At 61.7% G+C, this 24956-nt stretch carries 19 protein-coding genes and 1 other RNA gene; 8 read left to right on the plus strand and 12 right to left on the minus strand.

Going from position 1 to position 24956, the window contains the following annotated elements; all coding sequences use genetic code 11:
• The first annotated feature begins 56 nt into the window (after positions 1-56).
• From AAEZ09_RS25280 to AAEZ09_RS25305, 6 genes are all read left to right on the plus strand, one after another.
• Positions 57-2507, plus strand: coding sequence for a heavy metal translocating P-type ATPase (locus AAEZ09_RS25280; RefSeq protein WP_205893299.1), 2451 nt, complete (start codon positions 57-59; stop codon positions 2505-2507).
• Between the two features lie 24 nt (positions 2508-2531).
• Positions 2532-2750, plus strand: a complete 219-nt coding sequence (ccoS, locus tag AAEZ09_RS25285; RefSeq protein ID WP_045060277.1) for a cbb3-type cytochrome oxidase assembly protein CcoS — start codon at positions 2532-2534, stop codon at positions 2748-2750.
• On the plus strand, positions 2743-3426 hold the full coding sequence (locus AAEZ09_RS25290; protein ID WP_350601232.1) for a sulfite exporter TauE/SafE family protein: 684 nt from the start codon (positions 2743-2745) through the stop codon (positions 3424-3426). The genes ccoS and AAEZ09_RS25290 overlap by 8 nt, the downstream gene beginning before the upstream one ends.
• 191 nt (positions 3427-3617) lie before the next feature.
• Positions 3618-5000, plus strand: coding sequence for an oxygen-independent coproporphyrinogen III oxidase (hemN, locus tag AAEZ09_RS25295; protein WP_350601248.1), 1383 nt, complete (start codon positions 3618-3620; stop codon positions 4998-5000).
• A 93-nt stretch (positions 5001-5093) separates the two neighbouring features.
• Positions 5094-5828 carry a fumarate/nitrate reduction transcriptional regulator Fnr gene (gene fnr / locus AAEZ09_RS25300; RefSeq protein WP_045060279.1) on the plus strand — a complete coding sequence of 245 codons (735 nt, stop codon included), beginning with the start codon at positions 5094-5096 and terminating at the stop codon, positions 5826-5828.
• A 79-nt stretch (positions 5829-5907) separates the two neighbouring features.
• Complete coding sequence (locus tag AAEZ09_RS25305; RefSeq protein WP_045060280.1) at positions 5908-6456, plus strand: adenine phosphoribosyltransferase; 549 nt, start codon at positions 5908-5910, stop codon at positions 6454-6456.
• Between the two features lie 134 nt (positions 6457-6590).
• On the opposite strand, the gene AAEZ09_RS25310 is transcribed toward AAEZ09_RS25305, so the two are convergent.
• From AAEZ09_RS25310 to dnaX, 5 genes are all read right to left on the minus strand, one after another.
• A complete protein-coding gene (locus AAEZ09_RS25310; protein ID WP_350601233.1) occupies positions 6591-7739 on the minus strand; it encodes an acyl-CoA dehydrogenase family protein in 1149 nt (382 codons plus the stop codon).
• A gap of 282 nt (positions 7740-8021) precedes the next feature.
• Positions 8022-8624: a recombination mediator RecR gene (gene recR / locus AAEZ09_RS25315; RefSeq protein ID WP_045060282.1), complete on the minus strand. Its 603-nt coding sequence runs from the start codon at positions 8622-8624 to the stop codon at positions 8022-8024.
• A gap of 65 nt (positions 8625-8689) precedes the next feature.
• Entirely contained in the window at positions 8690-9724 is a 1035-nt protein-coding gene (gene curA, locus AAEZ09_RS25320) for an NADPH-dependent curcumin/dihydrocurcumin reductase (RefSeq protein WP_350601234.1), read from the minus strand.
• Between the two features lie 306 nt (positions 9725-10030).
• Positions 10031-10369 carry a YbaB/EbfC family nucleoid-associated protein gene (locus tag AAEZ09_RS25325; RefSeq protein WP_028621409.1) on the minus strand — a complete coding sequence of 113 codons (339 nt, stop codon included), beginning with the start codon at positions 10367-10369 and terminating at the stop codon, positions 10031-10033.
• 66 nt (positions 10370-10435) lie between these two features.
• A complete protein-coding gene (gene dnaX / locus AAEZ09_RS25330) occupies positions 10436-12520 on the minus strand; it encodes a DNA polymerase III subunit gamma/tau (RefSeq protein WP_350601236.1) in 2085 nt (694 codons plus the stop codon).
• Positions 12521-12662: 142 nt separating this feature from the next.
• On the opposite strand from dnaX, the gene AAEZ09_RS25335 reads away from it, so the two are divergent.
• A complete protein-coding gene (locus tag AAEZ09_RS25335) occupies positions 12663-13400 on the plus strand; it encodes a substrate-binding periplasmic protein (RefSeq protein ID WP_045060285.1) in 738 nt (245 codons plus the stop codon).
• 12 nt (positions 13401-13412) lie between these two features.
• Here the strand turns inward: AAEZ09_RS25335 and AAEZ09_RS25340 are convergent, their stop codons facing one another.
• On the minus strand, positions 13413-14282 hold the full coding sequence (locus AAEZ09_RS25340; RefSeq protein ID WP_350601237.1) for a LysR family transcriptional regulator: 870 nt from the start codon (positions 14280-14282) through the stop codon (positions 13413-13415).
• Positions 14283-14430: 148 nt separating this feature from the next.
• Between AAEZ09_RS25340 and AAEZ09_RS25345 the strand changes: the two genes are divergently transcribed.
• Complete coding sequence (locus tag AAEZ09_RS25345) at positions 14431-15198, plus strand: sulfite exporter TauE/SafE family protein (RefSeq protein ID WP_350601250.1); 768 nt, start codon at positions 14431-14433, stop codon at positions 15196-15198.
• A 152-nt stretch (positions 15199-15350) separates the two neighbouring features.
• On the opposite strand, the gene ffs is transcribed toward AAEZ09_RS25345, so the two are convergent.
• From ffs to AAEZ09_RS25375, 6 genes are all read right to left on the minus strand, one after another.
• Positions 15351-15447: signal recognition particle sRNA small type (gene ffs / locus AAEZ09_RS25350), an RNA gene on the minus strand.
• Between the two features lie 170 nt (positions 15448-15617).
• Positions 15618-16784: a zinc-binding metallopeptidase family protein gene (locus AAEZ09_RS25355; RefSeq protein ID WP_350601239.1), complete on the minus strand. Its 1167-nt coding sequence runs from the start codon at positions 16782-16784 to the stop codon at positions 15618-15620.
• 151 nt (positions 16785-16935) lie between these two features.
• The gene (ligA, locus tag AAEZ09_RS25360) at positions 16936-19293 is read right to left on the minus strand and encodes an NAD-dependent DNA ligase LigA (RefSeq protein ID WP_350601240.1); all 2358 of its coding nucleotides are present in this window, start codon (positions 19291-19293) and stop codon (positions 16936-16938) included.
• A gap of 153 nt (positions 19294-19446) precedes the next feature.
• On the minus strand, positions 19447-20301 hold the full coding sequence (zipA, locus tag AAEZ09_RS25365; protein WP_045060289.1) for a cell division protein ZipA: 855 nt from the start codon (positions 20299-20301) through the stop codon (positions 19447-19449).
• Between the two features lie 257 nt (positions 20302-20558).
• Positions 20559-24047 carry a chromosome segregation protein SMC gene (smc, locus tag AAEZ09_RS25370; RefSeq protein ID WP_350601242.1) on the minus strand — a complete coding sequence of 1163 codons (3489 nt, stop codon included), beginning with the start codon at positions 24045-24047 and terminating at the stop codon, positions 20559-20561.
• 2 nt (positions 24048-24049) lie between these two features.
• A complete protein-coding gene (locus AAEZ09_RS25375; protein WP_045060291.1) occupies positions 24050-24709 on the minus strand; it encodes a GntR family transcriptional regulator in 660 nt (219 codons plus the stop codon).
• Between the last annotated feature and the right edge of the window lie 247 nt (positions 24710-24956).

Consider the following 24956-nt stretch of genomic DNA (forward strand, 5'->3'; position numbering starts at 1 on the left):
GTTCAACAGTTTCAACTCACCGGCATCTGCTCAGCCCAGACGATTTAGACTCCCCCATGACCACACCAACCCCTTGCTACCACTGCGCCCTCCCCGTCCCGGGCGGCAGCCGCTTCACCGCCATTGTGCTCGGGCAAACCCGCGAGTTCTGCTGCCCGGGTTGCCAGGCCGTGGCCGAAGCCATTGTGGCCGGGGGTCTGGAAAGTTATTACCAGCATCGCAGCGAAGCATCGGCCAACCCCGAAGCCTTGCCGGTGCAACTGGTGGACGAACTGGCGCTCTACGACCGCGCTGACGTGCAGGCGCCGTTCGTGCGTCACGAGGGCGAGCTGGCCGAAACCACCCTGCTGATGGAAGGCATCAGCTGTGCGGCCTGTGGCTGGCTGATCGAAAAACACCTGCGCGCCCTGCCTGGCGTCGCCGAGGCCCGGCTCAATCTGTCGAACCATCGCCTGCATGTACGCTGGGCCGATGCGCAGTTGCCGCTGAGCCAGGTGCTCGGCGAATTGCGCCACATCGGCTACGCCGCACACCCCTATCAGGCCGATCGCGCCAGTGAACAACTGGCCAGCGAAAACCGCCTGGCCCTGCGCCAACTCGGCGTGGCCGGCCTGCTGTGGTTCCAGGCGATGATGGCGACCATGGCCACCTGGCCCGAATTCAACATCGACCTCAGCCCCGAGCTGCACACCATCCTGCGCTGGGTTGCGCTGTTTCTTACCACGCCGATCGTGTTCTACAGCTGTGCGCCATTCTTCAAAGGTGCCATGCGCGACCTGCGCACCCGTCACCTGACCATGGACGTCTCGGTCTCGCTGGCCATCGGCAGCGCCTACCTGGCCGGGATCTGGACATCGATCACTGGCGTCGGCGAACTGTATTTCGATGCGGTGGGCATGTTCGCCCTGTTCCTGCTGGCCGGACGCTACCTGGAACGCCGCGCCCGGGAGCGCACGGCCGCCGCCACCGCGCAACTGGTCAACCTGTTGCCTGCCTCGTGCCTGCGCCTGGGTGCGGACGGCCAGAGCGAGCGCATCCTGCTCAGCGAACTGCGGCTGGGCGATCAGGTGCTGGTGCATCCCGGCGCTATCCTGCCGGCCGATGGCAGGATTCTCGACGGCCAGTCCAGCGTCGACGAGTCCCTGCTCACCGGCGAGTACCTGCCGCAACCGCGCACCCTGGGCGATGCGGTCACCGCAGGAACACTGAACGTCGAGGGCGCGCTGACCGTTGAAGTCCTGGCGCTCGGCCAGGACACGCGCCTGTCGGCTATCGTCCGCCTGCTGGACCGCGCCCAGGCGGAGAAACCGCGCCTGGCGGAAATCGCCGACCGCGCCGCCCAGTGGTTTTTGCTGTTGTCGCTGATCGCTGCCGCCGTGATTGGGCTGGTGTGGTGGGAGCTGGACTCCTCGCGGGCCTTCTGGATCGTGCTGGCCATGCTCGTGGCGACCTGCCCGTGCGCCTTGTCCCTGGCGACGCCGACGGCGCTCACGGCGGCCACCGGCACCTTGCACAAGCTGGGCCTGCTGCTGACTCGCGGGCATGTGCTGGAAGGCCTGAATCAAATCGACACGGTGATTTTCGACAAGACCGGCACCCTCACCGAAGGGCGCCTGGCGCTGCGTTCGATCCGCCCCCTCGGTGCGCTCGACAGTGACCAGTGCCTGGGCCTGGCGGCGGCGCTGGAGAACCGTTCCGAACATCCAATTGCGCGGGCGTTTGGTCGCGCGCCGCTGGCCGCCGAGGAAGTGCACAGCACGCCGGGGCTGGGGCTTGAAGGCCTGGTCGGCGAGCAGCGTCTGCGCATTGGCCAGCCGGGTTTTGTCTGCGAACTGAGTGGCGCAGCAGTGCCGGCGATGCCCGATGAGCCTGGCCAGTGGTTACTGCTTGGCGACGCGCATGGCCCCCTGGCCTGGTTTGTCCTCGACGACCGCCTGCGCGCCGATGCGCCGGCGCTGTTGGCGGCGTGCAAAGCCCGGGGCTGGCGCACGCTGCTGCTGTCCGGCGACAGTTCACCCATGGTCGCCAGCGTTGCCGCCGAGCTGGGCATCGATGAAGCCCGGGGCGGCCTGCGCCCGGATGACAAACTGCAGGTGCTGCAACAGTTGCACCGCGAAGGGCGCAAGGTGTTGATGCTCGGCGACGGGGTCAACGACGTACCGGTGCTGGCCGCCGCCGACATCAGTGTCGCCATGGGTTCGGCCACTGACCTGGCGAAAACCAGCGCCGACGCCGTGCTGCTCTCCAACCGCCTGGACGCGCTGGTGCAGGCGTTCAGCCTGGCGCGGCGGACCCGACGGGTGATCATCGAGAATCTATTGTGGGCCGGGTTGTACAATGGCCTCATGTTGCCCTTCGCTGCCCTCGGCTGGATCACCCCGGTGTGGGCGGCGGTCGGCATGTCCATCAGTTCGTTGACCGTGGTGCTCAATGCCCTGCGCCTGACTCGCCTGCCGAGCGCGCCGGCCATCAGCGCCACGCCACAAACCCGCCCGCTGCCGGCCTGAGCCGCGCGGGCATGGAGTGAACCCATGCCAGCCTTATACGTGATGATCCCGGCCGCGCTGCTGATCGTGGGCATTGCGATCTACATTTTCTTCTGGGCCGTGGACAGCGGCCAGTACGACGACCTCGACGGCCCGGCCCACAGCATTCTGTTCGACGACCAGGACCCCAAGCACACGGCTGCAGTCGACGAGGCCAGCGGTCACGTGGACAAGCCTGAAGACAAGGCCCCGCCCCATGCTTGAATTGGCACCCCTGCTGGTGTCTGCGGTGATCCTGGGCCTGCTCGGTGGCGGTCATTGCCTGGGCATGTGCGGCGGCCTGATGGGCGCCCTGACCCTGGCGATCCCCAAGGAGCAACGCAGCCGGCGCTTTAGGCTGCTATTGGCGTACAACCTGGGGCGAATCCTCAGTTATGCGACCGCGGGACTGCTGATCGGCCTGGCGGGCTGGGCGGTGGCCAACAGCCCGGCGGCGATGTTCATGCGGGTGCTTGCCGGGTTGCTGCTGATCGCCATGGGCCTGTACCTGGCCGGCTGGTGGAGCGGCCTGACCCGCATTGAAAGCCTGGGTCGCGGCCTGTGGCGGCATATCCAGCCGGTTGCCAACAAACTCCTGCCGGTCTCCAGCCTGCCCCGGGCTTTGCTGCTGGGCGCCCTCTGGGGCTGGTTGCCGTGTGGCCTGGTCTACAGCACGTTGCTGTGGGCGGCGAGCCAGGGCAATGCGTTGGACAGTGCATTGCTGATGCTTGCGTTTGGGCTGGGGACCTGGCCGGTGCTGCTGGCCACCGGGCTGGCTGCCGAACGCGTTACCGCGTTATTGCGCAAGCGCAGCGTGCGCATGACCGGGGGGTTGCTGGTGATACTGTTCGGCCTGTGGACCTTGCCGGGGCCGCATCAGCATTGGTTGATGGGGCATTAAGATCAAAAGATCGCAGCCTGCGGCAGCTCCTACAATGGATTGGCGTATACCCTGTAGGAGCTGCCGAAGGCTCGGGCCGCGTTCGGACGATCATTTGATCTTAAATCCTCTTGATGCAAATCAAGATGCCCCATTGCCCCACCCCCTAGACTCGCCAACACTGCCAGCCTATCCGGGGGAATGCCCGCATGATGCTCGACGCCATTCGTTGGGACACCGATCTGATCCGCCGTTATGACCTGGCGGGACCGCGCTACACCTCCTATCCGACCGCCGTGCAATTCGACGCCACTATCGGCAGCTTCGACCTGTTCCATGCCCTGCGCGAAAGCCGCAAGGCGCTACGGCCGTTGTCGCTTTATGTGCACGTGCCGTTCTGCGCGAACATCTGCTATTACTGCGCCTGCAACAAGGTCATCACCAAGGACCGCGGCCGCGCGCACGCCTATTTGCAGCGCCTGGAACAGGAGATCCAGCTGATCGCCTGCCACCTCGACCCGACACAAAAGGTCGAGCAACTGCACTTCGGCGGCGGTACCCCGACGTTCCTCAGCCATGACGAGCTGCGCCAACTGATGGCGCAACTGCGCAAGCATTTCAATTTGCTCGACGACGACTCCGGCGACTACGGCATCGAGATCGACCCGCGTGAAGCCGACTGGTCAACCATGGGCCTGCTGCGCGAACTGGGGTTCAACCGCGTCAGCATCGGCCTGCAGGACCTGGACCCTGCCGTGCAGCGAGCGGTCAATCGCCTGCAGAGCCTGGAGGAGACCCGCGCAGTGATCGACGCCGCGCGCACCCTGCAGTTTCGCTCGATCAACATCGACCTGATCTACGGCCTGCCAAGACAAACGCCGGACAATTTTGCCCGCACCGTCGAGGAAGTCATCGCGCTGCAACCGGACCGGCTGTCGGTGTTCAACTACGCCCACCTGCCAGAACGCTTCATGCCCCAGCGGCGGATCAACAGCAACGAGTTGCCGACCCCGGCGCAGAAGCTGGAAATGCTGCAGCGCACCATCGAACAACTGACCGCCGCCGGTTACCGCTACATCGGCATGGACCACTTCGCCCTGCCCGACGACGAGCTGGCGATCGCCCAGGAAGAATCAACCCTGCAACGCAATTTCCAGGGCTACACCACCCACGGTCACTGCGATCTGATTGGCCTGGGCGTGTCTGCCATCAGCCAGATCGGCGATCTGTCCTGCCAGAACAGCAGCGACCTGAATCTCTACCAGAACGCTCTCGCCACTTCTCAACTGGCGACCAGCCGCGGCCTGCTGTGCAATGCCGATGATCGGGTGCGCCGTGCGGTGATCCAGCAGCTGATTTGTCGCTTCAGCCTGGAGTTCGCCGAGATCGAGCAGGCATTCAACATCGATTTTCGCGGCTACTTCGGCGAACTGTGGCCGCAATTGCAGACAATGGCCCAGGACGGCCTGATCGAGCTCGACAACGATCGCATCACCGTACTGCCCGCCGGGCGATTGCTGGTGCGCTCGGTGTGCATGGTGTTCGACCGTTATCTGGAACAACAAAATCGCGAGCGGTATTCCAAGGTGATCTAATGACCTGGGTCAAATCGCCGCGTGCTGGTCGGATAGTCCTCTGGTGGGTTACCCTTACGTCTTATGTGTGTTTTTCCCACAAGGATTGAAGAAATGTCCGAGCCAGTCAAACTGCGCGCTCATGGTCAGGCCCACTGCAAGGATTGCAGCCTGGCCCCGCTGTGCCTTCCACTTTCGCTGAATCTGGAAGACATGGATGCGCTGGACGACATCGTCAAACGTGGCCGCCCGCTGAAAAAGGGCGAGTTCCTGTTCCGCCAGGGCGACACATTCGATTCCGTTTATGCAGTACGCTCCGGCGCCCTGAAGACGTTCAGCCTCAGTGATGGTGGCGAAGAGCAGCTGACCGGCTTCCACCTGCCGAGCGAACTGGTCGGCCTGTCGGGCATGGACACTGAAAAACACCCGGTTTCCGCGCAAGCCATGGAAACCACCTCGGTGTGCGAGATTCCGTTCGAGCGCCTGGACGAACTGGCCGTGCAATTACCGCAATTGCGCCGCCAGCTGATGCGCGTGATGAGCCGCGAGATCCGCGACGACCAGCAGATGATGTTGCTGTTGTCGAAGAAGACCGCCGACGAGCGCATCGCCACGTTCCTGGTTAACCTTTCGGCCCGCTTCCGCGCCCGGGGCTTCTCGGCCAACCAGTTCCGCCTGAGCATGTCGCGCAATGAAATCGGCAACTACCTGGGCCTGGCGGTGGAAACCGTCTCCCGGGTGTTCACCCGCTTCCAGCAGAACGAACTGATTGCGGCTGAAGGCAAGGAAATCCATATCCTCGATCCGATTCAGCTGTGCGCCCTGGCTGGCGGCTCCCTGGAAGGTTGATCACGGCAAAGGCGGTTGAGCGCAACGGTTCAGCCGCCGTTATACTGTGACGTTTGCAGCCTGCCAGGACACCTCGACGATGGTCTTCGACTCCTTCGACATCAAATCCCTGATCCGCCCCGTGATCGACTTCCCAAAGCCGGGCGTGATCTTTCGCGACATCACCCCGTTGTTCCAATCGCCCACGGCCCTGCGCCTGGTGATGGACAGCTTTGCCCACCGTTATGTCGAAGCCGACTTCACGCACATCGGTGCGATGGACGCCCGCGGCTTCCTGATCGGCTCGGTGCTGGCCTATCAGTTGAACAAGCCGCTGGTGCTGTTTCGCAAGCAAGGCAAGTTGCCGGCTGATGTGCTGGCCGAGGGTTATGCCACCGAATATGGTGAGGCCTTCCTGGAAGTGCATGCCGACAGCCTGTGCGAGGGTGACTCGGTGGTGATGTTCGATGACCTGATTGCCACTGGCGGGACGTTGATTGCAGCGGCCAACCTGATCCGGCGCATGGGCGCGCGGGTGCATGAAGCGGCGGCGATTATTGATTTGCCGGAGCTGGGTGGGTCGCAGAAGCTGGAAGATATGGGGATACCGACTTTTTGCCTGACGCAGTTTGCGTTGACTGATAAGTAAGTCGCCCGTTCCGACGCCATCGCGGGCAAGCCCGCTCCCACAGGGTTCTCTGTCATGCACATGATTTGTGTACGGAGAGGATCTTTGTGGGAGCTGGCCTGCCAGCGATGGCGTCAGTAGCCATACCGCCAACCTCAAAGCCCCATCTGCTTGCTGATAATCTCGTTCATCACCTCCCGAGTCCCACCGCCGATCGAGAGGATCCGGTTATCCCGATACAGCCGCTCCACCAAACTCTCCCGCATATACCCCAGCCCGCCGAGAATCTGCACCGCGTCGGTCGTAATACGATCTGCCGTATCAGTGGCAAAATTCTTCGCCATGGAAATTTCCTTGATCACACTCTGCCCCGCCGCCATTTTCGCCGCCTGGCGATAAGTGAACTCCCGGGAGACTTCCAGTGCAGTGGCCATCTCGGCCAGGCGGTGCTTGAGCACCTGGAACTTGCCGATGGGCTTGCCGAACGCCTCGCGCTGACGTGCCCATTTCAGGCTTTCCTCCAACGCCAGCTGGGCGGTCATGTTGGCCATCAAGGCCAGGGCCAGGCGCTCGCTCTGGAAGTTACCCATGATGCAGGCGAACCCCATGTTTTCGCCGCCGATCAGATTGCCTGCAGGTACGCGGCAATCATCGAAGAACAGTTCGGCGGTGTCCGATGCCCACCAGCCCATTTTCTTCAACTGGCGGCCGACGGTAAAACCGGGGGTACCTTTCTCGATCAGCAGCAGGCTGAGGCCGCCGAAGCCGGGGTCACCGGTGCGCACGGCGACGGTGTAGAAGTCTGCGCGAATGCCACTGGTGATGTAGGTTTTGCTGCCGTTGACCCTATAGACATCGCCCTCGCGGACGGCGCGGGTTTGCAGGTTGGCGACGTCCGAGCCGCCGCTCGGTTCGGTCACCGCCAGGGCGCTGATCTTCTCGCCGCTGAGCACCTGGGGCACAACGCGATCGCGGACTTCTGGCCTGGCCCATTTCAGAATCGGCGGCAGGCCGATGTCCAGGGAACCCAGACCGGCAACCAGCCCACCGGAGCCGCAGCGCATCAGCTCTTCACTGGCGGCGACCTTGGCGAACAGATCACCTTCGTGTGAGCCGCCGAAAGCTCCGGGGTAACCGATGCCCAGAATCCCGGCCTGGCCTGCCTTCAGATAGAGCTCACGGGGAAAGCTTTCGGCTTCTTCCCATTGGTCGATGTCCGGCAGGATTTCACGCTCGACAAATCGTCTGACGCTGTCGCGGACCAATTGGTGGCTGGGATCGAAGTATTCCTGGAAGGCAGGCATCGGCGAACTCCACTGAAGGTCCAGTGAAGTTAACCGAGCGCTTGCTTGGTTTTCAACCAAAACATGTAGGAGCGAGCTCGCTCGCGATGGTCGTTAACGAAGACGCGGGAAATCTGATACCCCGCGGCGCCCTCGGGTTCATCGCGAGCAAGCTCGCTCCTACAGATATTCGGCGTCATGGGCGATGTGGGAGATATTCGGCGCCGTTTGCGGTGTGGGAGATATTCGGTGCCGTGCGCGGTGTGGGAGCAAGGCTTGCCGGCGATGGCGTCATCACGGAGGTTACAGAGCGATCGGCTTGCGCCCCGCGAAGGAATGCGCCAGCGTCCCGCCATCCACCAACTCAAGCTCGCCGCCCAAGGGCACGCCATGGGCGATGCGCGAGGCGATCAGGCCTTTGTTGTTGAGCAGCTGGGCGATGTAGTGCGCCGTGGCTTCACCTTCCACCGTCGGGTTGGTCGCCAGGATCACCTCGGTAAAGGTGCCCGCCTCTTCAATCCGTGCCAGCAGTTGCGGAATGCCAATGGCCTCAGGCCCCAGGCCGTCCAGGGGCGACAGATGGCCCTTGAGCACGAAGTAACGCCCGCGAAACCCGGTCTGCTCTACGGCGTAGACATCCATCGGGCCTTCCACCACGCACAGCAAGGTGTCATCGCGGCGAGTGTCGGCGCACTGCGGGCACAGGTCGTCCTCGGTCAGCGTGCGGCACAACCGGCAGTGACCGACGCCTTCCATGGCCTGGCTCAGCGCCGATGCCAGGCGCGAGCCACCGCTGCGATCACGCTCGAGCAACTGCAACGCCATGCGCTGTGCGGTTTTCTGGCCAACACCCGGCAAGGTTCGCAGGGCATCGATCAGTTGGCGAATCAAAGGGCTGAAGCTCATGGGCAAACGTCCGACAAATCAACGAGACGCGGTTTATACCCGCGCCTCTCTTTAGCGTCAATTGCTCAGTCCTGAGCGACCCGCACCACCAGTTTGCCGAAGTTGCGCCCTTCGAGCAGGCCGATGAAAGCTTCAGGGGCATTCTCCAGGCCGTCGACCACGTCCTCGCGGAACTTCACCTTGCCATCGCGCACCCACGGCGCCATGGCGCTGATGAACTCCGGTTGGCGATCACCGTAGTCATCGAACACGATAAAGCCCTGGATGCGCACGCGCTTGGTCAGCAGGGTGCGCTGCAGTTGCGGCAGGCGATCGGGACCAGTCGGTGCTTCGTGGGCGTTGTAGCCGGCGATCAGGCCGCACAGAGGGATGCGCGCCTTGGCGTTGAGCAGCGGCAACACCGCATCGAAGACTTTGCCGCCGACGTTTTCGTAGTAGATGTCCACACCTTGGGGGCACGCCAATGCCAGATCCTCGGCGAAACTCGGGCTCTTGTGATCGATGCAGGCGTCAAAACCCAGTTCCTCGACCACGTACCGGCACTTGTCTGCGCCGCCTGCCACACCCACCACCCGCAGGCCCTTGATCTTCGCCACCTGGCCGACCACCGAGCCCACTGCGCCCGATGCAGCAGCGACCACCAGGGTTTCGCCGGCATGTGGCTGGCCAATGTCCATCAAGCCCATGTAGGCGGTCATGCCCGGCATGCCGAGCACGCCCAGGGCCATCGACGGGCTTGGGAGGCCGGAGGGCACCGGGATGACGTTGCGCCCGTCGCTGATGCTATGGCTCTGCCAGCCCGTTGCGCCGACCACCAGATCGCCTTCCTGGAATTTCGGATTAAGCGAACGCACCACTCGACTCACAGCGCCACCGGTCATGACCTCGTCGATTTCGACCGGAGCTGCGTAGGAAGGTGCGTCACTCATGCGCCCGCGCATGTAGGGGTCCAGCGACAGGTAGAGGGTCTGCAGCAGGATCTGACCGTCGGCCAGGTCGGGCAATGCCTCGCGCTCCAGGCGAAAATTCTCTGGGGTCGGCGCGCCTACAGGGCGAGAGGCCAGGACGATACGTTGGTTGAGGGTCAATGCATCTGGCATGTGAGCTTCTCCTTGATCGTTAAATGGGGGGTATAGGGAGCAGACCTTTTTGGTGGTGGGGCGTTCGATGTTTCGTCAGGTAGACCGAGTTGACTGCTTCGCGGGCAAGCACGCTCCCACAGGACTACCTCTATCCTGTGGGAGCAAGGCTTGCCCGCTATGAACGGGAGCACGCCTCAATCCCTGTGGGAGCGGGCTTGCCCGCGAAGGCGGCGGGCCGGTCGCGCATGAGCAACCGGCAGAAACAAAAATGCCAAGCTCAACGCCTGGCATTTTTTTGTAGCTCATCCGACGCGCTTTGGCGAATCAGAATGGCAGTTTCATACCCGGTGGCAATTGCATGCCAGCGGTCATGCCGGACATCTTGTCCTGGCTGTTGGCTTCGATCTTGCGCACGGCGTCGTTGACGGCGGCGGCGAATACGGCTTCGAGCATCTCGCGATCATCTTCGCTCAGGCCTTCAACCATGCTTGGGTCGATGCTCACGCGCTTGACGTCGTGACGACCGGTCATCACCACGGTGACCATATCGCCGCCGGCCTTACCGGTGACTTCGGCGTTGGCCAGTTCTTCCTGCATCTTGGCCATTTTTTCTTGCATCTGCTGTGCCTGCTTCATCAGGCCGGCCATGCCACCTTTCATCATGGGAATCACCTCAAAGTACTTGGATTAAAACGGCGCCCGGCACCTGTGGCCGAACGCCTTCAGTTATTAGCCCTGACTGGCCAGGGCTTCGACAGGTTCAATAGTATCGTTACGGATCACCGCACCGAACTGCTGCATCATTTGCTGGATGAACGGATCACCATGGATCGACTCCTCCGCCTCGCGCTGACGGTTCACCCGACGCCGGGACGCGGCCTGGGCCGGAGTTTCCTGTTCTGGCTTGATCAGCTCCATGCTCAGGGTCAGCGTGCGCCCGTGGTACTGGTTCAGCGCGTCGTTGAGGCGACGCTGCTGGGTGGCGTTGAACAGGGCGCTGTGGGCCGGGTCCAGGTGCATCAACCAGTTGTCGCCTTCAACGGAAATCAGCGTGCAGTTGGCAGCGATGCTCCCGGTCATGCCGGAGATCGGCAGTTTCGGGAACAGCTCCAGCCATTGCAAGGCCAGGCCGGTGGCGGGCATGGCGGCCGGCTCGGGTTCTGGCTCGGGCGCAGGCTCGGCAGCGTGTTCGCTGGCCAGTTCATCCAGGTAGCTGTAGGCCGAGTCGATGTCCGGCTCGATGTAATCCTCGTCCAGCGGCGGCTCGTCGTCCAGGTCAGTGCCCGGGGTGGCGGCATCGACTTCTGCCACGGACGGCTCCGGAATAGGCGCGGCGGCCCACTCCGGCGCATCCGGCACCACGCTGTCTGGCGTGGGCAGCGGCATCGGTGGCAATTCGGGCTGCTCGCCAGCGGTCTCGAGCATCGGCTCGACGGCGGGCTGCAGCACGGCCTCGGGCTCGACCGGGTCGTTCCATGGCAGGTCGACCACCTCCTCGATGGCGACCGCCTCCACCACTGGCTCTGGCGGCGCAACCGGCGCAACCGGCGCAACTGGCTCAGGCGCTGGAACGGGTGCTGGAGCAACAACGGGTGCAGCAACAACAGGCGCAGCTGCCGTAGCGACTACCGGCGCAACAACCGGCGCGGCAGCCACTGAGTTTGCGGAATCAACTGTGGCCTGGCTGATCCCCACTGGCTTTAGCGGCTGCCTCGGGGCGTCCGCCGTATCGGCCGGCCTGAACGCAAGCATGCGCAACAGAACCATTTCGAACCCGCCTCGCGGGTCCGGTGCCAGCGGCAGGTCACGGCGCCCGATCAGGCCCATCTGGTAATAGAACTGCACGTCTTCGGCCGGCAGCGCCTGGGCCAGGGCCAGCACCCGATCGCGGTCGCCATGGCCATTGTCGACACCCTCAGGCAGCGCCTGGGCGATGGCGACACGGTGCAATACGTTGAGAATTTCCGAGAGCACGCCATTCCAGTCCGGGCCTTGCTCCGCCAGGTGACGCACGCCTTCGAGCAGCGCCCTGGCATCGCCTTCGATCAGCGCATGCAGCACGTCGTAGACCTGGCCGTGATCGAGTGTGCCGAGCATCGCTCGCACGTCGGCGGCCATCACCTTGCCCTCACCGAAGGCAATGGCCTGGTCGGTGAGGCTCATGGCATCGCGCATCGAACCGTCGGCGGCGCGACCCAGCAACCACAGGGCATCGTCTTCGAACGGCACGTTCTCGACACCCAGTACATGGGTCAGGTGCTCGACCACGCGCTCGGGCGTCATGTTCTTCAGGGAGAACTGCAGGCACCGCGAAAGAATCGTTGCAGGGAGTTTCTGCGGATCAGTGGTGGCCAGGATGAACTTGACGTAGGGCGGCGGTTCTTCGAGGGTTTTGAGCAGCGCATTAAAGGAATGGCTGGAGAGCATGTGCACTTCGTCGATCAGGTAGACCTTGAAGCGCCCACGGCTCGGGGCGTATTGCACATTGTCGAGCAGTTCGCGGGTGTCCTCGACCTTGGTCCGGCTCGCGGCGTCGATCTCGATCAGGTCGACGAAGCGCCCCTCATCGATCTCCCGGCACACCGAACACTCGCCGCAGGGCGTGGAGGTGATGCCCGTTTCACAGTTCAGGCACTTGGCAATGATCCGCGCGATGGTGGTTTTGCCGACCCCGCGCGTGCCGGTGAACAGGTAGGCGTGATGCAGCCGCTGGCTGTCCAAGGCATTGATCAGAGCCTTGAGCACATGGGTCTGGCCGACCATTTCGCGGAACGAGCGCGGACGCCATTTACGTGCAAGAACCTGATAACTCATCGAAAACCGTCGCCACGAAGGAACACAAGCGGCTAATGCTAGCGGAGCAAGGCCAAAATTGCATCCGATGCCTCGTCTAATCTGGCTAAGATGCACAGCGGGGGCTTTCAACGGCTCAGGTTTCAGACGTACCGGAGCTTTTATGCGGTTGGCCTTGGGGGCATTGTTGTTCGTGAGCTTGACCGGCGCGGCTGCAGACGCGCCGTTGCGCTTCGTGGTGCCCGACAGCTGGACCATGCCGATGGTGCAGTTTGAGCGCGGTCGCCCGACACAGGGCATCCTGTATGACGTGATGCTCAGCCTGGCGACCCAGGTGGGCGTGCCTGCGGAATTTCACGTACTGCCCCGGGCGCGGGTGCAGAGCGCCATGGAGCATGGCGAAATCGACGTGCGCTGTTATGCCGCGCAGTCCTGGCTGCCCAATCAGTCCGGCGACTACATCTGGAGCATTCCGCTGTGGGTTCAGCCCGATGTGCTGCTGAGCCGCCCTGACCCGCTGACCTCCGCCGACCCGGCCCACCTGCCGCGCCAGTCGATCGGCACGGTGCGCGGCTACACCTACCCGACCCTGCAACCGCTGTTCGACGCCGACAAGCTCGACCGCGAAGACGCGCGCAACCAGGAACAGGTACTGGAAAAACTGCTGGCAGGACGCTATCGCTACGCAGTGAGCAACCAGTGGACGATGGACTGGTTCAACCAGCGCTTGCTGCCCGAGCAACAATTGCAAAGTGTTGCTGTGCTTCAGGAGCAGCGGGTGGGGTGTTATGTACGTAATGACCCCAAGGTGCCAGTGCAACGCATCCTGCGCACCTTGCTGCGGATGAAAATGTCCGGGGAGATCGATGACATCATTCGGCTGTATATCGGCAAGCCCTAGGGCGCGATATTTTCAGATCGGCTTGAACTCATCCTTCAGCAAGTCTGCAAACGCGTCGCACGCGCGATGCGCCGTTGAGTGCCTGTTCCATATGAAATAATTCCGGACCGGCATCAGGTCGGCAAAGGTGTGCCCTTCCAGGTCTCCGATCATCCTGAACTGCTCAAAAACACCGCGTGGCACAAGGGAAACGCCTGCTCCAGAGCTCACACAACCGAGGATAGTGCCGTAGCTCGCTATGCTGGTAATGGCAGCAGGTACTCGATGCTCACCTAGCCAGCTCGTCAGCGCTGTTCGGTAAGGACATCCTTCGGGCCACATGAATACGGCCTTGCCCCTCAAATCCTGCGGGGTGTGGATTTTTCCGAGGCGGGGTGAAGCGATTAACACCAGCTCCTCTTTATAGATTTCCATGTGATCTATATCCGGATGCTGATTTTTGACCGCAATCACCGCACCGTCCAGTTTATGAGCGAGGACGTCATTCACTAACTGCGACCATACCCCTGTGCTGAATTGCATCTGCACAGCGGGATGATGCTGATGAAACCTGGATAACAGTTTGGGCAACCTGCCGGTGGCGGCAGACTCTATTGCACCAATGTTCAATACGCCTGACGGCTCAGCCCCAGGATCCAGCGCTCCGCGAGCCTCCTGGCACAACGAAAGGATTTTATTTGCGTAGCCAAGAAACAACTTCCCGGAGGGGCTGATCACAAGCCCCCTGCCCTGCCTGATAAAAAGCGATACGCCCAGCTCTTGTTCCAACAACTTTATTCTGTTCGTTATGTTTGAAGGAACACAATGTAACAATTCTGACGCCCGAACGATACTGCCTTGCTCAGCGACCACCTTGAACATGTTCAGCTGCGACAGCTCCATTTAAATATCGCTCATTTTAAGTGAATGCTTGAATCACTATAAAGCACTTGTTGCGCACTCCTCAAGTAATTAGTGTGCGGGCCTGGCATGCTTCTAATGCTCTTCCATTTAATAGAAGCCCATGGCCGCATTAATCACTGGATACCTGATGGACGTCGAGCAAGTTCTAATCGCGCTAGGTTTTTTTGCTTTTTGTGGCGGCTTGATTGACGCTGCGGTTGGCGGAGGTGGACTGGTCCAGGTGCCAGCACTGATACACGCGCTACCTGGCCATAGTCTGGCTACGGTGTTCGGAACCAACAAACTGGCTGTCCTGGCCGGCAACCTCTGCTCCATATCCACTTACGTGAGGAGAGTTAGAATTGTATGGAAGCTCATGCTTCCAACCACGGTTTCAGCATTTATATTCGCTTACCTTGGCGCCCTATCGGTTTCTCTCATCCCCAAAAGGTTTATGGAATATGCAGTTTTTATTATCTTGGTGGCAATGGCGATCTACACCTTTATCAAAAAAGACTTAGGCCGATTCAGCACTGACATACAATGCGGCAGAAGAGAACTCCTGCTTGGCGTATTTTTCGGAGGTTTAATCGGCTTTTATGATGGCGTCTTCGGGCCGGGCAGCGGCAGCCTGCTTCTTTTTGTTTTTGTGAAGTTTTTCGGGTTTGATTTTTTAAATGCTTCAGCTTCTGCAAAACTGGTTAACCTGGGGACATTCAGCGCCGCACTGCTGTTTTTTATTCCGTCGGGCAACATTTTATGGGCTGTCGGCGGAGTCGTTGGTCTGTGCAATATCGCAGGCTCGCTCACCGGGGCATTTCTAGCCCTGCGGTATGGCAGCGGATTTATTCGAGTATTTTTTCTGATTCTACTGCTGTTCCTCATCGCGAGGATGGGAATGTCGATATCAGGTTAATCGCTATTTTCGAAGCGCAGAGATTTACAAAAATCACTGCAAGCACGCTTGCCCGTCAGAGTTCACCGCTGAGGTGATCTGGACGCTGGCGCATTTTGAGGTTTTTGACTGGAGCATCGTTGCAGGCGCAACGACTTGGAGATAGGTGGTAACCCCATCAGCCACACCCCGGCACACAATGTTCCCGCTGTGGCTGCTTCCTTCCGGATCTGACCAGGTTCACGGGTAATCGTTGCGGGGGGACCGATGGGGTCACCATAACGACACTCACCTGTCGGCGAGCCGCGCCATTGTACCTATCTGAGACGAAGTTACAACCGTTCGACAGGATAAAAAAATATGAGGCCGGTCAATGACATGCGTTGGCCCCTTAAAGATCGTCCGAACGCGGCCCGAGCCTTCGGCAGCGCCTGCCGGAATTATGCTTGCGCCAATACCTCATCCGCCCTGCCACCCTCCTCCTGGATCACCAGGTGGATGAAGTGCAGCTTGGCGATCACCGCTGGTGGCAGGACGAAGGGGTAGAAATCCGGCTGGCCCATGCTGCGTGACAGTTCGTTGAGCATGCCGGCGAGTTCGATCCAGGCATTGACGAAGGACAGGAACGCCGGGCCACCGGGATGCTGGGGGTCGTAGAGGGTTTCGAGCGGGAATGGCTGGTAGTCGAAATCCATCTCCCGGGCGCTCATGCCAAACCCCAATGCGGTGTCCACGGCGTCCATCATGTGCAGGTAGTGCGCCCAGGTTTCGGCCCAGTCTTCCCAGGGGTGCATGGTGGCGTAGGCGCTGACGCAGTGTTGCTGCCAGTCCAGGGGGGCGCCCTGCTGGTAATGGCGATCGAGCGCCTCGGCGTAGCTGGCGCGATCGTCGCCGAACAGATTGCGAAACGGCTCCAGCCAGTGGCTGTTGGCGATCAGGCGGTCCCAGTAGTAATGACCGACCTCGTGGCGGAAGTGGCCGAGCAGCGTGCGATAAGGTTCGTGCATCTGCACCCGGATTTTTTCCCGATGGGCGTCGTCGGCTTCCTTGATGTCCAGGGTGATCAGGCCGTTGGCGTGCCCGGTGGTGGGCGCCTGCCCTTCGAGATCGACGCCGATGAAATCGAAGGCCAGACCGGTTTCTTCGTCAACCGTCTTGGGAATCACCTGCAACCCCAGGCTGACCAATTGCGCCACCAGGCGGCGTTTGGCCGTCTCGACCTTGCGCCAGCGTTCGTGATTCTCGGTAATGGTCAGGTCAGGGATGGTGTGGTTGAGGCTGCAGGCGATGCACAGCGCGTTGTGGTCATCGGCCGGCAGCAGCCAGTTGCAGGCGGCTGGGGAGTCGAGGTTGGCGCAACGACGGAACAGCCCCGCCTCGGGCTCGGCGTCGAGCAGCCAGGTGTCGGGCTGCGGGCCGGGTTGCAGGGAGGACAGGCGGCTTTTTTCCGGCTGATAGCCCAGCATTGCGGAGCAGGCCAGGCACTGGCTGTTGCTGAAGAACAGCGACTGCCCGCAGCGGCACTGCCAGACCTTGCTGTTGCGGGACGTCTCGCTGATAAAAGGTGCGGCGATGCGGGAACTGAGCTGTTCGAAGAAGCGGTACATTGCGATCTCTCCCTGGGGCTGGCCAAGACTAGATCATTGGGGCTGGGATATCGTTCCCAGAGTTTTGTTGGGTGGATCAAAAGATCGTCCGATCGCGGCCCGAGCCTTCGGCAGCTCCTACAGGGGCGCTGCGATCTTTTGATCCTGTCTGTCAGATAGGTACGCCGTGGTCTTTCAGGAACCCGACAAACGCCTCTTCATCCAGCACCTTCAGCCCCAGATCGTTGGCCTTGGCCAGTTTCGAACCCGCGCCCGGTCCTGCCACCACGCAATGGGTCTTGGCCGATACCGAGCCTGCGACCTTGGCGCCCAGGCTTTCCAGCTTGTCCTTGGCCACGTCGCGGCTCATCAGTTCCAGCGAACCGGTCAGGACCCAGGTTTGCCCGGCCAGCGGCAAGCCTTCAACGACTTTTTTCTCGCTCAGCCAGTGCATGCCGAACTCGGTCAACTGCGCCTCGGCCTTCAACGCGCGCTGGCGATTGTCTTCAATGGCGAAAAACTCCCGCACCGCGTTCGCCTGCTTTTCCGGCAAGGCCTGGCGCATGTCCAGCCAGTCGGCATTCATCACCGCTTCCAGAGAGCCGAACTTGTCTGCCAGCTTCTGTGCGCCGCCCGGGCCGACCGAGGGGATGTGCAGCTTGTCGAGGAACCCGCCCAGGGTGGTGCTGGCGGAGAATTCGGCGCCCAGTTCGCCCTGGTCCTGAATCTCCAGGCCGTGCTTGAGCAATTCGGCGATGACCTGGCGGTTGTGCGCGTCCTCGAAGAAGCTGTGGATCTCGTGTGCCACTTCCAGGCCGACGTCCGGCAAGTACGTGAGCACTTGCGGCAAGGCTTGCTGCACGCGCTCCAGCGAACCCAGGGAGCGCGCCAGGACCTTGGCCGTCTCTTCGCCGACATCGGGAATACCGAGGGCGTAGATGAAGCGCGCCAGGCTCGGCTTCTTGCTGTCTTCGATGGCGCTGAGGAGTTTTTTGCTCGACAACTCGGCAAAGCCTTCGAGGTCGACGATGTCCTCGAACTTGAGGGCATACAGATCCGCTGGCGAGCTCACCAGCCCTTCGTCGACCAACTGCTCGACGCTCTTGTCGCCCAGGCCTTCGATGTCCATGGCACGGCGCGAGACGAAGTGGATGATCGCCTGCTTGAGTTGTGCGCCACAGGCCAGGCGACCGACGCAGCGATACACCGCGCCCTCGCTGACCGTTTCGCGGCCCTTGCTGCGCTTGACCAGTTGGGTGCGCTCGACGTGCGAGCCACACACCGGGCACTGCTCGGGAATCTGCACCGCCCGGGCATTTTCGGGGCGGCGCTCGGTGACGACTTGCACCACTTGCGGGATCACATCGCCCGCGCGGCGGATGATCACGGTATCGCCGATCATCAGCCCCAGTCGCGCGACTTCGTCCATGTTGTGCAAGGTCGCATTGGCCACGGTGACACCCGCGACCTTGACCGGTTTCAAGCGCGCCACCGGGGTGACCGCGCCGGTGCGTCCGACCTGGAACTCGACGTCGAGCAATTCGGTGAGTTCTTCCATCGCCGGGAATTTGTGCGCGATGGCCCAGCGCGGCTCGCGCGCACGGAAGCCCAGCTCGCGCTGGGAGGCGATGCTGTTGACCTTGAACACCACGCCGTCGATTTCGTAAGCCAGGCTGTTGCGACGTTCGCCGATGTCGCGGTAGTAATCCAGGCATTCGTCGATACCGTGGGCCAGCTTCAGCTCGCGGCTGATTGGCATGCCCCATTGTTGCAGCTGCTTGAGGTTGCCGATGTGGGTGTCGGCGATGTCGGCCGAGACCTGGCCGATGCCATAACAGCAGAATTCCAGCGGACGGTTGGCGGTGATCTTCGAATCCAGCTGGCGCAAGCTGCCAGCGGCGGCATTGCGCGGGTTGGCGAAGGTTTTGCCGCCGACTTCCAGCTGCGTGGCGTTGAGCCGCTCGAAGCCGGCTTTGGACATGAACACTTCGCCACGCACTTCCAGGGTCGCCGGCCAGCCGCTGCCTTGCAGCTTGAGCGGGATGTTGCGCACGGTGCGCACGTTGACGCTGATGTCTTCACCGGTCGTACCGTCGCCGCGCGTCGCGCCGCGCACCAGTACGCCATCCTGATACAACAGGCTGACCGCCAGGCCGTCGAGCTTCGGCTCACAGCTGTATTCGACCGCCGCACCGCCGCCCAGCAGGTCACCGACCGGCAGATCCAGACCTTCGGTGACCCGACGATCAAACTCGCGCATGTCGGTTTCTTCGAAGGCGTTACCGAGGCTGAGCATCGGCACTTCATGACGCACCTGGGTAAACGCCGACAATGCCGCGCTGCCAACGCGCTGGGTGGGCGAGTCGCTGGTGACCAGTTCCGGATGCGCGGCTTCAAGGGCCTTGAGCTCGTGGAACAGGCGATCGTACTCCGCGTCCGGAATGCTCGGCTCGTCCATCACGTGGTAGCGATAGTTGTGCTGATCGAGCTCGGTACGCAGCTCTAGAATGCGGGTTTTGGCGGCGGTCATGGGTGTTCTCTCATAAAGCAAAAGAGCAGCCTAGGCTGCTCAATCTTATCTGGATCAAAGGATCGCAGCCTCGTTTTACTCGACAGCTCCTACGGGAAACATGCGATCTGCGTAGGAGCTGTCGAGTGAAACGAGGCTGCGATCTTTTTGCCTCTATCGTTTCTGAGTCAGCGCACGACGTTCAAATTCCACGATGCGCTGACGGTAATGCTCGATCGTCTGGGCGGTCAGCACACTGCGCTGGTCGTCTTTCAATTCGCCGTTGAGTTCCTGGGACAGCTTGCGCGCCGCCGCCACCATCACTTCGAAGGCCTGCTTCGGATGACGCGGGCCTGGCAGGCCGAGGAAGAAGCTGACCGCCGGAGTGCTGAAGTGATCGATATCGTCCAGGTCAAACACCCCCGGCTTCACGGCGTTGGCCATGGAGAACAGCACTTCACCGTTGCCAGCCATGCTTTCGTGGCGGTGGAAGATATCCATTTCGCCGAAGCGCAGACCGCTTTCAAGAATGTTCTGCAGCAGCGCCGGGCCTTTGAAACCGGCCGCGTCACGGCAGATCACGCTGATCACCAGCACTTCCTCGGCTTGCGGCTGATCCCGCTCGCTGCTGGAGTGCGCAGGCTTGGTGTCGTCCGGGAAATCGTCGTCACGGCTGCTGAAGCTCGGGCCGCCGTCCAGGTCGAGGTTGAGGTTCAGGTCGCCCTGGGACGGCTCGCCGTGGCCACGCTTGCCACGCTTGGCACCCGATTCACGGGCGTCACGGGCCGGCATGCTCACCGACGGCAGATCATGCTCGTCCAGCTGCGGCTCCTTATGGGTGTCCAGGACGCGGGGCGGGCCCAACAGCTCGGCGCTGGTGTCCTCGTCCGGCAGATTGGATAAATTTCGGTCAAGACGGAATTTCAGTTTTCCCTTGCCGCCGCGCATACGGCGCCAGCCATCAAAAAGAATACCGGCAATGACAATGATGCCGATGACGATCAGCCACTCGCGCAGACCGATTTCCATGTAATCCCGTGCCTCTATAAAAAATGCTGAAAAATAAGGGGTTTACAACTCGCAAACCGCTTTAAAACGTGGCGCCAACTCTATGTTCTGACAGGCGTTTTGCCCACGTATACGAAAAATTGATATTAAACTAGCACGACCAAAGGCAACTTTACACCGTCTGTCTTCCCGCCCAGTGCGAATATGTCGAATTAGCTGTAACTCAAGGCCCTCGAACACGTCATTCGCACCTGCAATCCCCTTTCTGGAAGTTCGCCTCAGGCATCCACCATCGCCATCGCTTCCTCGACATCCACTGCCACCAGCCTGGAGCAGCCCGGCTCGTGCATCGTCACCCCCATCAGTTGATCGGCCATTTCCATGGCGATCTTGTTGTGGGTGATGTAGATGAACTGCACCGTCTGCGACATTTCCTTGACCAGTCGGGCGTAGCGTCCAACGTTAGCGTCATCCAGTGGAGCATCAACCTCATCGAGCATGCAGAACGGCGCCGGATTCAACTTGAAGATCGCAAAAACCAGGGCCAGTGCAGTCAGGGCTTTTTCACCGCCGGAGAGCAAATGGATGGTGCTGTTCTTCTTTCCGGGCGGCTGCGCCATGATCGTCACCCCTGTATCGAGTAGATCTTCGCCCGTCAGTTCCAAATAGGCGCGCCCTCCACCGAAAACTTTTGGGAAAAGTGCCTGTAATCCGCCATTGATCTGATCAAAGGTATCTTTGAAGCGGTTACGGGTTTCCTTGTCGATCTTGCGAATGACGTTTTCGAGGGTGTCCAGCGCTTCCACCAAATCGTCGTTCTGCGCATCCAGATAACGTTTGCGCTCGGACTGTTGGGTGTACTCGTCGATGGCTGCGAGGTTGATCGCGCCCAGGCGTTGAATGCGCGCGGCAATGCGCTCGAGTTCTTCCTCGGCGTCCTTCTCGCTGGCCTCGGCCGTGAGGGTGGCGAGCACGCCGTGCAGGTCGTAGCCGTCCTCCAGCAGTTGGTCCTGCAAGGAGGTGCGGCGCACGGTCAGGGCCTGCCATTCCATGCGCTGGGTTTCCAGCTGGCTGCGAATCAGCTGCGACTGCTGCTCGGCCTGGCTGCGGCGTTTTTCCGCGTCGCGCAGTTCGCGGTCGGCATCTTCCAGGGCGATCTGCGCGGTCTTGAGTTCTTCGTCGACGGTCATGCGCTTGTCGAGCAGTTCTTCGAGCTTGAAGCGCAGCTCTTCCAGCGGTGCCTCGCCCTCCTCCAGATTGAGGCTCAGTTGCTCGCGCTTCTCGGTCAGGCGCTCGGACTGCATCTCCAGGCGCTCCAGGGCCTGGCGCGTGGAGTCGTGCTGCGCCTTGAGCGAGCCGAGGCGCACGGCCAGCTGGTGCGCGTGGTCCTTGTGCTGGCGGGCTTCCTGGCGCACTCGATCGAGGCGCTCGCGCAGGCTGTCCCGTTGCGCCAGCAGTAACTCGCGCTGCTCGGTATCGAGCGCCATGCTGTCGAGGGCTTCCTGCAATTGCAGGCGCGCCTCGCCGATGTTTTCGTGTTCCAGGGCGCGCTGTTCGGCAAGCTCGGTGAGTTCTTCGTCGAGCCGGGTGCGGCGCAATGACAGCTGCTCGGCCTTGGCTTTGCCGGCGGACAACTGGGCTTTTAATTCGCCTTGCTGGCGCGCTTCGTCTTGCAGCAGGCGACGCAAATGTTCGCGGCCGTTTTCCTGCTGCCGCTGTTGCGCCCGCAGATTCTGCAGCTGGGTTTCCAGGGTCTCGACCGTGGCTTCGCGCTCTTCGCGCTCAAGGCCAAGGTTCTGGATTTCCTGGCCCCGCGCCAGCACACCGCTTTCGGCTTCGCTGGCCCGGCGCACACGCAGGAAATGCCGGCCGACCCAATAACCATCGCGACTGATCAGGCTTTCGCCGGCGCTCAACTGACCGCGCAGTGCCAGGGCCTGTTCGAGGCTGTCGACCGGCTTGACCTGCCCCAGCCAGGGTGCCAGGTCTATCTGCGCCTCGACCTTGTCCAGCAGGCTGCCGGGTACGCGCAGGCCATCGCTGGCCGGGCTCAGCAGGCGCAGGTCGCCTTGGGCGAAACCGGCCAGGTCGTAGTCGCTGAAATCATCCACCAGCACGGCTTGCAGGTCGGCACCCAGTACGGTCTCTACCGCCAGCTCCCAGCCTGCTTCAACCTTGAGGCCTTCGGCCAGGCGCGGGCGGTCGGCCAGGTGCTGTTCACGTAACCATTCGGCGGTGCCGGTACCCGGATCGAGCGCGGCCTGCTGCAGGGCTTCCAGGGACGCCAGCCGACCGTTGAGCCGCTGTAGATCACCCTGGGCCTGCTGCTGCGCCGACAGCGCCTGCTGCAGCTCCTGGCGCAACTGCTCCAGGCGTTCGACCTGGGCTTCTTCGCTGGCCTGCAAGTCTTCCAGGGTCGCCTCGCTGGCCGCCAGCTGTTCGCTGAGCTCCATGATCGCGGCGTCTTCCGGGTCGGCTGAAAGCAACGCGCGCTCTTCACCCAGGCGCTTCTGCCGGTCGGCCAGGCGCTCCATGCTGGTTTCCAGCTGCTGGATGCGCGACTGTTGCACTTCGGCCTGGCGCCGCGGCTCGGCAGCGGTCAGGTTGAACGTGTCCCACTGCTCCTGCCAGCCATGCATGGTGGTTTCGGATTCTTCCAGGGCTGCGGCGGCCTCTTCGGCGGCCGCGCTGGTGACTTCCTGTTCCGGGGTAAGCATGTCCAGCTCTTCGCCGAGGGTCAGCAGCAGCGTGCGGTCGTGCCCCAGGTGCGATTCAGTCTCCAGGCGTGCGCGTTCGGCTTCTTTGAGATCGTCCTGCAACTGGCGCAGTCGCTGCTGGCCGTGCTGGATGCTCTGCTCGACGCGGGCGATGTCGCCGCCGACGGAATAGAAGCGTCCCTGCACCAGGTTGAAGCGTTCGGACAGGTCGTGGTGCCCGTCACGCAAGCGTTCAATGCTCGCATCGGCATTGCGCTGCTCGGCGACCAGCGCCTCGAAGGTGATTTCCTGGGTGCCGATAATGGCTTCGCGCTGCCCCACCTGGTCATTTAACGCCTGCCAGCGCAGGGCCGACAATTGCGCCTTGAGCTGACGCTCCTCGCCCTTGAGTTCCTGGTACTTCTTGGCCGACTCGGCCTGGCGGTGCAAGCGTTCGAGTTGACGGGTGAGCTCTTCGCGCAGGTCGGTCAGGCGCTCGAGGTTTTCGTGGGTGCGACGGATGCGGTTTTCGGTCTCGCGCCGGCGCTCCTTGTACTTGGAGATGCCCGCGGCTTCTTCAATAAAGTTGCGCAGGTCCTCGGGCTTGGACTCGATCAGCTTGGAGATCATCCCCTGCTCGATGATCGAGTAGCTGCGCGGCCCCAGGCCGGTACCGAGGAAGATGTCGGTGATGTCGCGACGCCGGCACTTGGTGCCGTTGAGGTAGTAGGTGGTCTGGCTGTCGCGGGTGACTTTGCGGCGAATGGATATTTCCGCATAGGCGGCGTACTCGCCCAGCAAGGTGCCATCGGAGTTGTCGAACACCAGTTCGATGCTGGCCTGGCTGACCGGTTTGCGGCTGGTGGAGCCATTGAAGATGACGTCGGTCATCGACTCGCCGCGCAAATTCTTGGCCGAGCTCTCGCCCATCACCCAGCGTACGGCGTCGATGATGTTCGACTTGCCGCAACCGTTGGGCCCGACCACCGCCGCCATGTTGCTCGGGAAGTTGACGGTGGTCGGGTCGACGAAGGATTTGAACCCCGCCAGCTTGATGCACTTGAGCCGCACGCTTAAGCGTCCGTCAGGGCGGAAACCACCAGATCGCTGCTGCGCTGGGCATAGGCCGTCAGCACCGTGCGGATCAGCGGGAAGTCCCGGGCCAGTACCGCAGCGAGCAAGCGTTCGAACAGTTCCAGGAACTCGCTCATCGACGCTTTGCGTTGGTCCAGGGCAAGGAAATAGGCGCGGCTCATGGCCGGTTGCAGGTTCTCGACGGTTTCCTGCAGGTACGGGTTGTTGGCGAAGGGATACGCCGCGCGCATGACGTTAAAACTGTCATCGACGAAGGTGCGGATGTCCTGGCGCTCGTAACTGTCGGCCAGGCGCTGCTGGATCTGCACGAACGGCGCCATGTCCGCCTGGACCTGCCAGCCGGTTGCCACGGCATTGCCGAGCAGGATGTACAGCTCGCACATCAGCGTGCACAGGCTCTGCACCTTGTGCGCGGTCAATTCGGTGACGTGCGCGCCCCGCCGCGGCAGGATCGCGATCAGGTGGCGGCGCTCGAGGATCAGCAGCGCCTCGCGGACTGACCCGCGACTGACATTGAGGGCCAGGGTGACCTTCTGTTCCTGGATCCGCTCCCCGGGCTTCATTTCACCGCGAATGATGCGTTCGGCGAGGTGGTGAGCAATTTGCTCGGCGAGGCTGTCCGGCGCCTTGAACGTCATGATTGTCCTTCAAACTCTTTCGATCTGCACAGGCGGCGCAGTGTAGCGCACATGAGGGGTCATGGCGGAGTGCCCACCCGGCGGTTTTTGGCACGATTCACGCAGGATCGTTAAAAAAAAACCAAACAAAAATCCCGAAACAAACCAGGCGCCCCGCAAGGGTCAATACTGATGGAACGCGTTGTTGATCGCCAAATTGTTATTTCCTGACCTTTAAGTCAGAAAATCATTGACCGAAAAGTCAGAC

This window comes from Pseudomonas sp. 65/3-MNA-CIBAN-0223, assembly GCF_040310425.1.
GTDB lineage: Bacteria > Pseudomonadota > Gammaproteobacteria > Pseudomonadales > Pseudomonadaceae > Aquipseudomonas > Aquipseudomonas gregormendelii.